The organism is Kushneria sinocarnis, assembly GCF_003633775.1.
GTDB lineage: Bacteria > Pseudomonadota > Gammaproteobacteria > Pseudomonadales > Halomonadaceae > Kushneria > Kushneria sinocarnis.
Genome location: NZ_RBIN01000003.1, coordinates 1 through 12860 on the forward strand (window position 1 = coordinate 1; position 12860 = coordinate 12860).

A 12860-nucleotide genomic window follows, 5' to 3' on the forward strand; every position below is an offset into this window, starting at 1 on the left:
ACGGACCACCTGAGGTGGTCAGAAAATGATCGCTGACGCGATGGTTGTGCCACTCTGAGCCCTTCAACCGCTCAGAGACGAATTGATCAGCGATTCCTTAAGGTTGCCCAGCCGAACCACGGCATTGCGGGTGAACTTGGAGTGATCGGCTGCCAGGTAAACCTGGCGCGAATTGCTGATGATGGCCTGGGCGACACGCACCTCCTGATAGTCGTAATCGAGCAGGGCGCCATCCTCGTCGATGCTGCTGATGCCGATGATGCCGTAGTCGACCTTGAACTGGTTGATGAAGTCGATGGTGGCTTCACCGATGATGCCGCCATCCCGCGAACGTACCGAGCCACCGGCAATGATGACGTTGAAATCCTCGCGATGCTGCAGGATGGCGGCCACGTTGAGATTGTTGGTGATGACTTCCAGCTCGCTGTGTTCGAGCAGGGCCTTGGCTACCAGTTCGGTACTGGTGCCGATATTGATGAACAGCGAGCTGCGATCGGGAATCTGGTTGGCCAGGCAGCGTGCAATACGTGCCTTGGCTTCGTGATTGATCAGCTTGCGGTCACTGTAGGCAGTGTTGACCGTGCTGGATTCCATGCCGGCGCCGCCATGCACCCGGCGCAGTCGACCGGCATCGGCCAGCTGATTGAGATCGCGTCGGATGGTCTGGGGGGTGACGCCGAAATGATCGGTCAGCTGTTCGATCGAGGCATAACCGCGCTGTCTGACGAAATCCAGAATGGCCTGATGTCTGTGGGATTGTCGCACGTTGGATTGATCCGCTCTGCTGACTGGCTGCGTATGAGACGACAGGGTGACCTGACTTGAAATCGTGCCATGGCGACAGACCGATCCTGTGCCGTTGTCGCTGGCGTAGACAAAAGTCTAAGCGTTTTCGGCTTTCCGGCAATTGTTGCCGAAAGATGAAATCTATATGTTCGCAAGTGAGCATTGTCGCGGTGTTCATCGGTGCGGCAAGACGGGTCGAATCGACCGAAGGGTTCGATATCGAAAACTGTCTTTCCGGATGAACATGCCTTCTCACCTGCGTCGTAACCGACAGGCATACTACGGCGTTTCATATCCGACGAGGAGCACGATCCATGACCTCCTGCATACTTTCCATCGATCAGGGCACCACGAGTACCCGAACCATTCTATTCAACCGGGAAGGTCAGGTCGTGGGGTTGGCCCAGGAAGAATTTCCCCAGCACTTCCCCGACAGTGGATGGGTAGAACACCATGTGGATGATCTCTGGCAATCGGCCCTGCGCACTGCCCGACAGGCGCTGACCAATGCCGGCAAGACCATTCATGATGTAGCGGCACTGAGCATTACCAATCAGCGGGAAACTGCCATCGTCTGGGATCGTCACACCGGTGAACCGATTCACAATGCCATTGTCTGGCAGGACAGGCGTACCAGTGACTACTGTCAGCAGCTTCGCCGTCAGGGGTACACGGATACCATCCAGGCCAAAACGGGGCTGTTGATCGACCCCTATTTCTCCGCTTCCAAGGTGCACTGGCTGCTCGAGAATGTCGAGGGGGCCCGGGAGCGGGCAGAGCGGGGCGAACTGCTGTTCGGTACGGTGGACAGCTATCTGATCTGGAAGCTGACCGGCGGGCGGCAGCATCGTACCGATGCCACCAATGCCTCGCGCACCTGTCTGTTCAACATTCACGAGCAGTGCTGGGACAGCGAGCTGCTCGAACTGTTCGGTATTCCTGAATCGATGATGCCGGAAGTCATGGATTGCAGTGCCGAGTTCGGCAGGACCGACGCCCAGCTGCTGGGTGCTTCGGTACTGATTGCCGGGGTGGCCGGTGATCAGCAGGCAGCACTGGTGGGGCAGGCCTGCTTCGAGCCGGGCATGGTCAAGAGCACCTATGGCACGGGCTGCTTCATGATCATGAACACCGGCGACAAGGCCGAGCTGTCCAGAAACAAGCTGCTGACCACGGTCGGTTATCGCCTCAACGGCAAGGTGACCTATGCCATGGAGGGCAGCATCTTTGTTGCCGGCGCCACCGTGCAGTGGATGCGTGATGGTCTCAAGCTCTTCCAGGATGCTTCGGAGACCGAAACCCTCGCCCGCAAGACCGGTTTCGGCCATGGCGTCTATCTGGTGCCGGCATTCACGGGGCTGGGAGCTCCGCACTGGGATCCGCAGGCGCGCGGTGCCATCTTCGGACTGACCCGCAGCACCGGTATTGCCGAGATCGTGGCTGCCGGCCTGCAGTCGGTCTGCTATCAGACGCGTGACCTGCAGGAGTGCATGAATGCCGATACCTCGGCGCCTGCTGAAACACTGCGGGTGGACGGGGGCATGGTCAGCAACAACTGGGTCATGCAGTTTCTGGCCGATATTCTCGATGTGCGGGTCGATCGCCCGCATATCCTCGAAACCACGGCGCTGGGCTCCGCCTATCTCGCCGGCCTTCAGATCGGCTGGTACAACTCCCTCGATGACATCACTTCGCTCTGGAATTGCGAGCGTTCCTTCTCCCCGCGAATGGAGGACCAGGAGCGTGAGTCGCTCTACAAGGGCTGGCTGGAAGCCGTCGACCGGGTGCGCTCCGGTGACAACGGCGACGGCTGAGACCGTTCGCGTTCGGATGCGGGGGCCGATCCCTCGCATCGCATTTCACAGCCGGCAGACCCTGTCGGGTCCCGACCGCTTTCGTGTCCTGGAAGGAGCACGCCATGCATGCCCTGATAGGGGAGTTTCTTGGCACCATGACGCTGATCGTATTCGGCGATGGTGTGGTAGCCAATGTGGTACTGAGAAAAACCAAGGGGTCCGGTGCCGACTGGATCGTGATCGCTACCGGCTGGGGGATGGCGGTCATGGTCGCTGTTTTCGTGGCCACGGCGACCGGGTCACCGGACGGTGACATCAATCCCGCCGTGACGCTGGCCAAGTGGATTACCGGCATGCATCAGGATCCCGCGATGATTGCCGGCTATATCGTGGCCCAGATCGCCGGCGGCTTTGCCGGTGGGGTGCTGGTCTGGCTGGCCTACCTACCGCATTTTCGAGCCACGCCGGAGAAGGAACTCAAGCTGGCCGTGTTCTGCACCGATCCCGGCATTCGCAGTCCGTTTGGCAATGTGTTGTGCGAGATTGTCAGTACTGCCATCTTCCTGCTCTGCTTGGGTGGCATCGTCGCCACTGACAATGTATCGCCGGGACTGCTGCCATTTCTGGTGGGTGGGCTGGTCTGGGCGGTCGGTCTCTCGCTGGGCGGTCCCACCGGCTATGCCATCAACCCGGCGCGGGATCTGGGGCCGCGACTGGCGCATGCGGCACTGCCGATTCATGGCAAGGGCGGCTGCGACTGGGGATACGCCTGGGTGCCGGTAGTCGGTCCGGTCATCGGCGCCGGTATCGGTGGGCTGCTCTGGTATGGTCTGATCCTGCTGCCGTAACGTCGCTTTCGCTGATTCAACGGTTGCGCCAGTCAGCAGAATCAGTACAATGTCGCAGCGTTGTCGGGAGGCATGCGAAAGCAGCCACGATCCGGACTGTCTCTCGAATCAGCAGGATGACGTGCAGGACCGTAGCTCAGTTGGTTAGAGCGCCACGTTGACATCGTGGAGGTCAGCGGTTCAAATCCGCTCGGTCCTACCAGACTGTCGAAGTCAGCAGCTCGACAGGAGAGTCGTCCCGCCATGCAGGACCGTAGCTCAGTTGGTTAGAGCGCCACGTTGACATCGTGGAGGTCAGCGGTTCAAATCCGCTCGGTCCTACCAGATTGCAAAACCCCGCCTTCGAGCGGGGTTTTTTCATTTCCCGGGACATGCCCGGGAGTCAGGCGCGATTGTCGCCCGGGATATCGGTCAGCTCCGTGGTCCGGATCAATATCTGACAGAGGGCCTCGATCCCCTTCTGATCCTCGGTGGTAAAGCGCGCCGGACGAGGGCTGTCCAGATCCAGTACGCCCACCATTCGTTCGCCGACCAGCAGCGGCACCACCAGTTCGGAACGCGAGTCTGCATCACAGGCGATGTGGCCGGGGAAGGCGTGCACATCGTCGATGCGCTGGGTTTCACCACTGCGGGCAGCAGCGCCACAGACACCCTGGTCGAAGGGGATCGGGTTGCAGGCGGGCTGACCCTGGAAGGGCCCCAGGATCAGGGTCTGCGGCTGTCGGTGAAGATAGAAGCCGGCCCAGTTCAGTTCCGCGACATTCCGGAAGATGAAGGCGGCCGTCTGGGAGAGGTTGGTCAGCCAGTCCCGGGTGTCGAGCAGGGATTCGAGCTGTCTTGCCAGCATGGAATAATCGGTCATTGGGCTGCTCCTTGGTCGTTCGCTTGATCGGGAGGGTGGTGGATCGCCGCTCCGGCACGAGCCGCCACGTCTTGCAAGATGAAATGGCCGAGGATGGTTGCATCAGGATAGCCGCTCGGTCCACGCAGGTGCCCGGCGTCATGAACAGGATGGCCGGAGGCAGCTCCGGCCGTGAGGTGGGTGCGTCAGCCTAGCGAGCCTGTTCGGATGAAGCCTCATCGGTCTGCCAGCCGGCGATGGCGCCCGAACCGAACAGCTCCCGGGCCTTGTCGGCCACGGCCGGGCTCTGGAAGGCCTTGACCAGGTGACGGATGGCCGGCTTGTCCTGGTCGCCCTGCTGGACCACGATCAGGTTGACATAGGGAGAGTCGGGGCTTTCGCGCAGCAGGGCGTCATCCAGCTTCAGCCCGGCCGGCTCGGCAAAGGTATTGTTGATGAAGGCGAGCCCGACATCCGAGAGCGAACGTGGCAGCTGGGCAGCATCGAGTTCGACGATTCTGAAGTTGTGCGGATTGGCGGTGATGTCATCCGGAGTGGCCAGTGGGTCGCTGGCGTCCTTCAGCTCGATCAGGTTGTTGCGGGCCAGTATCAGCAGTGAGCGCGCCTCGTTCGACGGATCGTTGGGCAGCGCAATGGTGGTGCCATCGGGAATGCTGTCGATGGCGTCGTATTTCTTCGAGTAGGCTCCGATCGGGTAAAGGAAGGTCTTGCCGGCGGCCACCAGATCCCAGCCCCGGTCACTGTTCATGCTGTCGAGATAGGGCTGGTGCTGATAGGCGTTGGCATCCAGATTGCCATTGGCCAGCGCCACATTGGGCGAGACGTAATCATTGAACTCGGTGATCTCGACCTCGAGCCCATACTGCTCCTGGGCGATGCGTTTGGCTTCCTGCATCAGTTCGGTTTCCGGTCCGGCGATCGTGCCGACCCTGACGGTCTGGTCGTCGCCCTCCGAGCCACCGCAGGCGGAAAGCAGGGCGGCGCCGGTCAGGGCCAGAGCGGCACCGGTCAGGCGCAGTGAACGGGAAAGAGTGAATGGCATGGTGGTTGTGCTCCCTTGAGTGGTGTCTTGCAGAGAATCATCTGCTACCGCGTCAGCGGTGCTGTGCCCGGCGAACCAGACGATCGCCGAGGGTCTGAATGCCCTGAACCATGACAATCATGATGATGACGGTGATCAGCATGACGCCGGTGTCGTAGCGGTTATAGCCGTAGTTGATGGCCACGGCCCCGAGCCCGCCGGCGCCGATTCCTCCCGCCATGGCGGAGTAGCCGATCAGCGAGATGAAGGTGACGGTGATGGCGGTGATGATGCCGGCGGCGGCCTCCGGCAGCAGCACCCGAAAGATGATCTGCTGCGGGGTGGCGCCCATGGCCTGGGCGGCCTCGATGAGGCCGTCGGGAACTTCGAGCAGCGCCCCCTCGACCAGCCTTGCCACGAAGGGAATGGCCGCGAGCGTCAGGGGGACGACTGCCGCCGTATTGCCGATGAAGGTGCCCACCAGCAGCTGGGTAAAGGGCACGATGGCCAGGGCCAGAATGATGAAGGGGACCGAACGACCGATATTCACGATGATGCTCAATACCCGATTGAAAAGCGGTCTTTCAAGAAAATTGCCCCGGCGTGTGATGTACAGCGCGACGCCCATGGCCACCCCCAGCACGGTGCCGATGAAGCCGCTCAGGATGACCATGTAAAGGGTCTCGAAAACGGCGTTGACTATGCGTTCAATCATGGCGCTGGACATGGCCCAGAATCTCCACATCGAGTTCGAGAGTATGCAGATGCTCCAGCACCTGCCGGGTGCGGCTGGCGGGGCCGATGATTTCGGCAATCATCAGGCCGAGTGTGCGTCCTCGTACCTCTTCGATTCGTGACTGCAGGATGGCGAGATCGACGTCGAAGCGGCGGGCCAGGTTCGAGGCCAGTACCCGGGCAGCGCTGTCGTCATGGAAGGTCAGCCTGACCACCGGATGCCGATCCTCCGCCGGCTCGGAGAGCAGACGCTGCTGCAGGCTGCGTGATGGCGGAAGTTCGAGATAGTCATTGAGAAAGGAGCGGCCCTCGGTACTGGCGGGGCGGGTAAAGAACTCACCGGTCGCGGCATGCTCGATGATGCGGCCTTCACTGAGCAGCGCAACCCGGTCGCAGATGTTGCGCACCACTTCCATCTCGTGGGTGATCAGCAGGATCGTCAGGCCGAGCTGGTCATTGATATCGCGCAGCAGGGTGAGAATCGAGGCCGTGGTCTGCGGATCAAGGGCAGAGGTCGCTTCGTCGCACAGCAAAAGCTTGGGGCGACTGGCCAGTGCGCGGGCGATGGCCACACGCTGTTTCTGACCACCGGAAAGCGTGGCGGGCCAGGCGTCCGCGCGGCCGCTCAGTCCGGTCAGCTCCAGCAGCGGATCGATGCGTGCCTGAATATCACTTCTGGTGACCCCCATCAGCTCCAGTGGCAGGGCGATATTGCCCCGCACCGTACGCGAGTTCAGCAGGTTGAAGTGCTGAAAGATCATGCCGATGTCATGACGCGCCCGGCGCAGGTCGCGCTCGGCGAGGCTTGTCAGGTCGGTGCCATCGACCGAAACACATCCCGAGGTCGGGCGTTCGAGCAGGTTGACGCAGCGGATGAGGGTGCTCTTGCCGGCGCCGGAAGTGCCGATGACGCCGGTAATGCTGCCTGCGGGGACGTGCAGGGAGACGTCATCCAGTGCCCTGACGGCAGCAGTCCCCTGGCCGAAGATGCGGGTCACATTGTCGAGTTGAATCATGCAGCAGTGCCTTGCCGAATGGCGATAGCGCCATGCAGTACAGGAATGCGCCGAAAGCGGGCTGCCGGAAAACGGGAGGGAACACTGCCTGACGGGGATGACGGTATCGCTGATGAACAGTCGAACCTGCGTTGCAGGGCCGGCAAACCCGGATGCCGCCTCACCTCTTTAGCCGTATTTCTCGAGCGCCCGCAATCCGGTTACAAATCGGCGCCGTAAAACGTGGAGCAGGATTCTATGGAGTCCTCGACGGGGTGTCAACGAATCGCCCGGCCTACCTCACGCGCGTATGATGACATGAACATAACGGGCAGTATGGAGAGCGGGAATGTTTACCGGAATCGTGCAGGAAGTGGCCACGCTGGTTGAGCTGCAGGAGTCGGAAGGTCTGCGTCGTCACGTGGTCGAGCTTTCACCGGCACTGTGTGAAGGGCTCGAGCCGGGGGCCTCGGTGTCGCATAACGGTTGCTGTCTGACCGTGGCGAGCATTGACGGCCAGCGTGTCAGCTTCGATCTGATGCGTGAAACGCTTGCGACCACCAATCTGGGGGAGCTGGCGGTCGGCAGCCAGCTCAATATCGAGCGGGCTGCCCGGTTCGGTGACGAGATCGGTGGCCATGCCATGTCGGGCCATGTCATCTGTCTGGGGCGCATTACCGAGATCGAAGAGGCACCCAACAACCGTCGGCTCTGGTTCTCGCTGCCCGAGGCTTATCGCCGCTTCGTGTTCGAGAAGGGCTACATCGGTATCGACGGCATCAGCCTGACCGTGGGCGCGCTGCGCGAGGGAGAGTTCTGTGTCAATCTGATTCCCGAAACCCTGGCGCGTACCGTCATTGGTTCGCGCAGCGTGGGGGATCATGTCAACATCGAAATCGATCCGCAGACCCAGACCATCGTGGAAACGGTGGAACGTGTCATGGCGGCTCGGGAAGGCGCTGCGGGCTAGCCGTCGGCGGCACGGAGCGACGGTCGATTGGCAGCGACGCTTTGGTTAGAATGTCGCACCTGCCTGCCTGGCGCCCGGCCATGACGCTTTCGGTTCATGCGTCGGGTGGTCCATCGGGTAACAGATTCGACTTGATCCGACGAGTCGGTCCCCAGCCGCCGCTACTGACTGGAGCCTGCATGAGCGTTTATGGCGACTATCTCAAGTCCGTGATCCGGACGGTTCGCGACTGGCCCGAGCCGGGCATCAACTTTCGCGATATCACGCCCGTGCTGCAGAACAGCTCGGCATTTCGCAAGCTGATCGATTCCTTCGTGCATCGCTACCAGGGGATGGAAATCGATGCGATAGCTGCCATTGATGCCCGCGGCTTCATCATTGGTGCGCCGGTCGCCTATGAACTCAACTGCAGCTTCGTACCCATCCGCAAGAAGGGCAAGCTGCCTTTCCAGACCATCAGTGAAACCTACCGGCTCGAGTATGGTGAGGCGACCGTGGAACTTCATGCCGATGCCTTTCGTGAAGGCGATCGGATCGTGGTCATGGACGATCTGATTGCGACCGGTGGCAGCATGCTGGCAGCCGCCAACCTGATCGAGCGCAGTGGGGGCCATGTGGTGGAAACGGCCGCCATTATTGATCTGCCGGAAATCGGTGGTTCGGAGCGGATTCGCGGTGAAGGGCACAGCGTTTTTGCCGTCTGTGAATTTACCGAAGATGAATGATGAACGCGCCGGTTTTCGAATCGGCATTCTTTTGTACGCACCCGCTGGCAAAGTGAAGTGCCCCAGCCCGGAAGCTGAGCCATGAGCGTTGACCGCTACCACCAATACTTCGTGATTTCCTGGGATCAGCTGCACCGCGATGTCCGTAGCCTGTGCCAGCAACTGGTTGAACGAGACTTCGAGGGTATTGCTGCCGTGACTCGCGGTGGGCTGATCCCGGCGGCGCTGATCGCACGTGAACTCAACGTGCGGCTGATCGATACTGTCTGCATCAAGAGCTACGAGCACATGGATCAGGGGGGGCTGCAGGTGCTCAAGGGCATCGATCATGATGGCGCCCGCTGGCTGCTGGTGGATGATCTGGTTGATACCGGACGCACGGCACGAGCGGTACGCGACATGCTTCCCCGTGCGCACTTCGTTACCGTCTATGCCAAGCCCGAAGGTCGCCCCCTGGTGGACCAGTACCTGGTCGAGGTGCCCCAGGATACCTGGATCCAGTTCCCGTGGGACATGGGCATCACCTATGTCGAGCCGCTGGTCGATCAGCTCCGGTCGCAACAGGAGTAACCAATGAGTTCACCGCTTCCGGAGAGCTGGGGGCGTCATCTCGACGGTGAGTTCGATGCGCCCTACATGCAGGCCCTGAAAGCCTTTCTGCGCGATCAGAAAGACCAGCGCCGAATCGTTTATCCCTCCTCGGAGAACTGGTTTCGCGCCTTTACCCTGACGCCCCTGGATCGGGTCAAGGTCGTGATTCTCGGACAGGATCCCTATCATGGCCCGGATCAGGCGCACGGGCTGTGTTTTTCGGTACGTCCGGGGGTGGCCATTCCGCCTTCACTGGTGAATATCTACAAGGAGCTGGAAGCCGATGATGTGGAGTTTGACGCCGTCAACCACGGTTTTCTGGAGAGCTGGGCGCGTCAGGGCGTGCTGCTGCTCAACAGCGTACTGACCGTCGAGCGGGGCCAGGCTGCAGCGCATCGCGGTCAGGGCTGGGAGACCTTTACCGATCGGGCCATTGCCGCCATCAACGAGCAGTGTGAACACGTGGTCTTTCTGTTATGGGGCAGCTATGCCCAGAAGAAGGCGTCATTCGTGGATCGCCAGCGCCATCTGGTACTGCATGCGCCGCATCCTTCCCCGCTGTCAGCGCATCGCGGCTTCTTCGGCTGTCATCACTTTTCCCGAACCAACGCCTTTCTGCAGGAGCATGGCATGACGCCCATCGACTGGCGGTTGCCGCCACGCCCCGAAGGCTGAAATCGATTCCCCTTCAAATGCGTTGCTCATTCAGCTTACGCCACGTCAACTGCGACTATCAGAGGACCTTTCGGCCATGCCCGTTCATGCCATCAACCACCCGCTGGTCAAACACAAGCTGGGAATCCTGCGTACCGCCCATGTCAGCACCAAGGGGTTTCGTGAGCTTGCCAATGAACTCGCCCAGCTCTTGACCTATGAAGCCACCCAGGGGCTGGAGCTGACCAAACGTACCATTGAAGGCTGGAATGGTGACCCGGTCGAGATCGAGGAGATCAAGGGCAAGAAGGTGACGATCGTCCCGATCCTGCGGGCCGGACTGGGCATGCTGGATGGTGTAACGTCGCTGCTGCCCAGCGCCCGCATCAGCGTGGTGGGTCTCTATCGCAATGAAGAGACTCTGGAGCCGGTGCCCTATTTCGAAAAGTTCGTGCACGACCTCGATGAGCGTCTGGCCATTGTCATCGATCCCATGCTGGCCACGGGCGGCTCGATGGTGGCAACGCTGGACATGCTCAAGGCGAGAGGCTGTCAGGATATCAAGGTCATCGTGCTGGTAGCGGCTCCGGAAGGTATCGAGCGTGTCAGGCAGGCGCATCCCGATATCGATCTCTACACGGCTTCCGTGGATGATCATCTCGACGGCAATGGCTATATCGTGCCGGGGCTGGGCGATGCCGGCGACCGGATCTTCGGTACACGCTGATATCGGTTCACTGAACAGACCACAATCGCACTGCAATAGTCCTCTTCGGCACTGCCCACGATTTGAACCGACTGGCTGGTCTCGACTATATTGATGTTTGAATATACAGGCGCCATCAATGTCGATGCCCGAGAAAGAACTCACTGCCGTAATCCTTGCCGGAGGGGAGGGCAGACGCATGGGGGGCGTGGACAAGGGACTGGTTCCGCTGGCCGGGAAGCCCATGATCGATCATGTCATTGCCCGGCTGCAGCCTCAGGTTCATCATCTGCTCATCAATGCCAACCGCTCTCATGAACAGTACCGTGGCCTGGGCTGGCCGGTAGTGGCCGATCAGGCAGGCGGCCATGCCGGGCCACTCATGGGCATGCTGACAGCGATGCGCCATGTGCAGGCTTCCCGGGTGCTGATTGCCCCCTGTGATACACCTCTGCTGCCTCACGATCTGGTTTGCCGGATGTGGGAAGCAGCAACTTCCGATGTCGATATCGTGCAGGCTCGCGACCGCGAGCGGGTGCATCCGGTCGTGGCCCTGCTGCGAACGGCGCTGGCCGATGATCTGTCAGCAGCGCTGGCAGCCGGTGAGCGTCGCATTGATCGATGGTATGCCCGGCATCGTCTGACCAGTGTCTGTTTCGAATCGCATCTGGCATTTACCAATGTCAATCACGAGTCCGATGCACAGGCACTGCTACCATTGCTGGATAATTCTCGAGGCGACTACCCGGGAGCATGATGTCACTCGATCTGAGTCAACAGACCATTCCGCTGCTGGGCATTGCTGCGTGGAGCGGGACCGGCAAGACCACCCTGCTGGAAGCCATGCTGCCCCGGCTGCAGGAACGCGGCATGCGGGTCGCCGTCATCAAGCATGCCCATCATGAATTCGATGTAGACAAGCCCGGCAAGGACAGTCATCGATTGCGTCAGGCGGGCGCTGCACCCATGCTGGTAGCATCCGGCAGACGCTTTGCCCTGATGATGGAAACGCCGGAGCAGGAAGAACCCGATCTCGCCATGCTGGTCAATCAGGTGCAGTCGCTTGAGCCGGACATGATCCTGATCGAAGGGTTCAGGCAGTGGCCCCTGCCCAAGCTCGAACTCTATCGCCGGGAGCTGGATCAGCCTCTCCGGGTACATGAGGATCCCTGGATACACGCCGTGGCCACTACCGATGATGTGGAACTGCCCGAATCGGTCACCCGTCTATCGCTTGATAATCACGACATGCTGTCGGAATGGTTGCTAACATGGCCGCTGCGCTGGCCCATGTGCTGTCGACCGCGCAATCTGACTACCACCGGGGGAGAAGGGGCATGACACTGACGCATCTGGATGAACGCGGCCAGGCCAGTATGGTGGATGTTCATGGCAAGGATGAAACCCGCCGGGAAGCCGTCGCCAGCGGCTGGATCCGCATGCAGCCGGATACCCTGAAGCTGCTGGTGGATGACAGCATGCCCAAGGGAGACGTGCTGGCCACGGCACGCATTGCAGGCATTCAGGCGGCCAAGCGCACCCATGAGCTGATTCCCCTGTGCCATGCGCTGATGCTGTCGAAGGTCAGTGTCGATTTCGAATTCGATCATCGCCTGCCCGGGGTCCGGGTGCGAAGCTTCTGTCGTCTGGCAGGGCGGACCGGTGTCGAAATGGAAGCGCTGACCGCTGCTTCAGTGGCCTGTCTGACCCTTTATGACATGTGCAAGGCCGTTGACCGGGGCATGGTGATTGGTGGCGTACAGCTGGAGAGCAAGTCCGGCGGTCGTTCCGGGGAGTGGCATCGCGAAGATGCAGGAGTCGAGGCAGTGGAGCATGGCCCTGCCGATGACGAGGCTGCGGTACACTCTTCCGGGCTTTCGAGTGACCAGATCACGGTGCGCTTTTTTGCCGAACTGCGTGAAAGTCTGGGGATGGAAAGCCTGACCGTTCCTCTCGCCGAGCTCGCGGACTCGCGTCTGTCCACGCTGCGGGCCTCGTTGCTGCAGCGGGTTCAGTCCGGTGAGCTGCTTGAGCAGCCGCGCATTCTCTGTGCCGTCAATCATGAGGTGGTACAGGGCGACATTACGCTCTCTCCCGGCGATGAGATCGCCTTTTTTCCTCCCGTCACCGGCGGATGAATGGCGTCTTCTCCCGTCTGCCGGAGGCTACCG

The 12860-nt window shown here is 60.7% G+C and carries 15 protein-coding genes, 2 tRNA genes and 1 riboswitch; of the genes, 12 read left to right on the forward strand and 5 right to left on the reverse strand.

Annotated features, from left to right (window positions below):
- Positions 1-63: 63 nt before the first annotated feature.
- Positions 64-765, reverse strand: a complete 702-nt coding sequence (locus C7446_RS04755; RefSeq protein WP_121171845.1) for a DeoR/GlpR family transcriptional regulator — start codon at positions 763-765, stop codon at positions 64-66.
- A 335-nt stretch (positions 766-1100) separates the two neighbouring features.
- On the opposite strand from C7446_RS04755, the gene glpK reads away from it, so the two are divergent.
- The 4 genes from glpK to C7446_RS04775 all read left to right on the forward strand — a co-directional run bounded on the left by glpK (position 1101) and on the right by C7446_RS04775 (position 3754).
- A complete protein-coding gene (gene glpK, locus C7446_RS04760) occupies positions 1101-2600 on the forward strand; it encodes a glycerol kinase GlpK (RefSeq protein ID WP_121171847.1) in 1500 nt (499 codons plus the stop codon).
- A 104-nt stretch (positions 2601-2704) separates the two neighbouring features.
- Positions 2705-3430 (forward strand): MIP/aquaporin family protein, encoded by a 726-nt coding sequence (locus C7446_RS04765; RefSeq protein ID WP_121171850.1) that lies wholly within the window; start codon positions 2705-2707, stop codon positions 3428-3430.
- A 125-nt stretch (positions 3431-3555) separates the two neighbouring features.
- Positions 3556-3632 (forward strand) — tRNA-Val (locus tag C7446_RS04770).
- 45 nt (positions 3633-3677) lie between these two features.
- Positions 3678-3754 (forward strand) — tRNA-Val (locus C7446_RS04775).
- Between the two features lie 58 nt (positions 3755-3812).
- Here C7446_RS04775 and C7446_RS04780 read toward each other — a convergent pair.
- From C7446_RS04780 to C7446_RS04800, 4 genes are all read right to left on the reverse strand, one after another.
- Positions 3813-4292, reverse strand: coding sequence for a GAF domain-containing protein (locus tag C7446_RS04780; RefSeq protein WP_121171852.1), 480 nt, complete (start codon positions 4290-4292; stop codon positions 3813-3815).
- A gap of 190 nt (positions 4293-4482) precedes the next feature.
- Complete coding sequence (locus tag C7446_RS04790; protein WP_121171856.1) at positions 4483-5334, reverse strand: MetQ/NlpA family ABC transporter substrate-binding protein; 852 nt, start codon at positions 5332-5334, stop codon at positions 4483-4485.
- Positions 5335-5386: 52 nt separating this feature from the next.
- On the reverse strand, positions 5387-6040 hold the full coding sequence (locus C7446_RS04795; RefSeq protein ID WP_121171858.1) for a methionine ABC transporter permease: 654 nt from the start codon (positions 6038-6040) through the stop codon (positions 5387-5389).
- Positions 6021-7064 carry a methionine ABC transporter ATP-binding protein gene (locus C7446_RS04800; protein ID WP_121171860.1) on the reverse strand — a complete coding sequence of 348 codons (1044 nt, stop codon included), beginning with the start codon at positions 7062-7064 and terminating at the stop codon, positions 6021-6023. The genes C7446_RS04795 and C7446_RS04800 overlap by 20 nt, the downstream gene beginning before the upstream one ends.
- A gap of 147 nt (positions 7065-7211) precedes the next feature.
- Positions 7212-7288: riboswitch (SAM riboswitch) on the reverse strand.
- A 104-nt stretch (positions 7289-7392) separates the two neighbouring features.
- Between C7446_RS04800 and C7446_RS04805 the strand changes: the two genes are divergently transcribed.
- From C7446_RS04805 to moaC, 8 genes are all read left to right on the forward strand, one after another.
- Entirely contained in the window at positions 7393-8013 is a 621-nt protein-coding gene (locus C7446_RS04805) for a riboflavin synthase subunit alpha (protein WP_121171862.1), read from the forward strand.
- A 179-nt stretch (positions 8014-8192) separates the two neighbouring features.
- Positions 8193-8738, forward strand: coding sequence for an adenine phosphoribosyltransferase (locus tag C7446_RS04810; RefSeq protein ID WP_121171864.1), 546 nt, complete (start codon positions 8193-8195; stop codon positions 8736-8738).
- An 81-nt stretch (positions 8739-8819) separates the two neighbouring features.
- Positions 8820-9308, forward strand: a complete 489-nt coding sequence (gene gpt / locus C7446_RS04815) for a xanthine phosphoribosyltransferase (RefSeq protein ID WP_121171866.1) — start codon at positions 8820-8822, stop codon at positions 9306-9308.
- A 3-nt stretch (positions 9309-9311) separates the two neighbouring features.
- Positions 9312-10004 (forward strand): uracil-DNA glycosylase, encoded by a 693-nt coding sequence (gene ung, locus C7446_RS04820; RefSeq protein ID WP_121171868.1) that lies wholly within the window; start codon positions 9312-9314, stop codon positions 10002-10004.
- 76 nt (positions 10005-10080) lie between these two features.
- Complete coding sequence (upp, locus tag C7446_RS04825) at positions 10081-10710, forward strand: uracil phosphoribosyltransferase (protein ID WP_121171870.1); 630 nt, start codon at positions 10081-10083, stop codon at positions 10708-10710.
- 124 nt (positions 10711-10834) lie between these two features.
- The gene (gene mobA / locus C7446_RS04830; protein WP_121172337.1) at positions 10835-11446 is read left to right on the forward strand and encodes a molybdenum cofactor guanylyltransferase MobA; all 612 of its coding nucleotides are present in this window, start codon (positions 10835-10837) and stop codon (positions 11444-11446) included.
- Positions 11446-12030, forward strand: coding sequence for a molybdopterin-guanine dinucleotide biosynthesis protein B (mobB, locus tag C7446_RS04835; RefSeq protein WP_121171872.1), 585 nt, complete (start codon positions 11446-11448; stop codon positions 12028-12030). The genes mobA and mobB overlap by 1 nt, the downstream gene beginning before the upstream one ends.
- Positions 12027-12827 carry a cyclic pyranopterin monophosphate synthase MoaC gene (gene moaC / locus C7446_RS04840; protein ID WP_121171874.1) on the forward strand — a complete coding sequence of 267 codons (801 nt, stop codon included), beginning with the start codon at positions 12027-12029 and terminating at the stop codon, positions 12825-12827. The genes mobB and moaC overlap by 4 nt, the downstream gene beginning before the upstream one ends.
- Positions 12828-12860 lie beyond the last annotated feature (33 nt).

Coding starts and splice junctions, on each gene's coding strand:
- glpK (WP_121171847.1), top strand. CDS start 1,101: ATGACCTCCTGCATACTTTCCATCGATCAGGGCACCACGAGTACCCGA.
- C7446_RS04765 (WP_121171850.1), top strand. CDS start 2,705: ATGCATGCCCTGATAGGGGAGTTTCTTGGCACCATGACGCTGATCGTA.
- C7446_RS04780 (WP_121171852.1), bottom strand. CDS start 4,292: ATGACCGATTATTCCATGCTGGCAAGACAGCTCGAATCCCTGCTCGAC.
- C7446_RS04790 (WP_121171856.1), bottom strand. CDS start 5,334: ATGCCATTCACTCTTTCCCGTTCACTGCGCCTGACCGGTGCCGCTCTG.
- C7446_RS04795 (WP_121171858.1), bottom strand. CDS start 6,040: ATGTCCAGCGCCATGATTGAACGCATAGTCAACGCCGTTTTCGAGACC.
- C7446_RS04800 (WP_121171860.1), bottom strand. CDS start 7,064: ATGATTCAACTCGACAATGTGACCCGCATCTTCGGCCAGGGGACTGCT.
- C7446_RS04805 (WP_121171862.1), top strand. CDS start 7,393: ATGTTTACCGGAATCGTGCAGGAAGTGGCCACGCTGGTTGAGCTGCAG.
- C7446_RS04810 (WP_121171864.1), top strand. CDS start 8,193: ATGAGCGTTTATGGCGACTATCTCAAGTCCGTGATCCGGACGGTTCGC.
- gpt (WP_121171866.1), top strand. CDS start 8,820: ATGAGCGTTGACCGCTACCACCAATACTTCGTGATTTCCTGGGATCAG.
- ung (WP_121171868.1), top strand. CDS start 9,312: ATGAGTTCACCGCTTCCGGAGAGCTGGGGGCGTCATCTCGACGGTGAG.
- upp (WP_121171870.1), top strand. CDS start 10,081: ATGCCCGTTCATGCCATCAACCACCCGCTGGTCAAACACAAGCTGGGA.
- mobA (WP_121172337.1), top strand. CDS start 10,835: ATGCCCGAGAAAGAACTCACTGCCGTAATCCTTGCCGGAGGGGAGGGC.
- mobB (WP_121171872.1), top strand. CDS start 11,446: ATGTCACTCGATCTGAGTCAACAGACCATTCCGCTGCTGGGCATTGCT.
- moaC (WP_121171874.1), top strand. CDS start 12,027: ATGACACTGACGCATCTGGATGAACGCGGCCAGGCCAGTATGGTGGAT.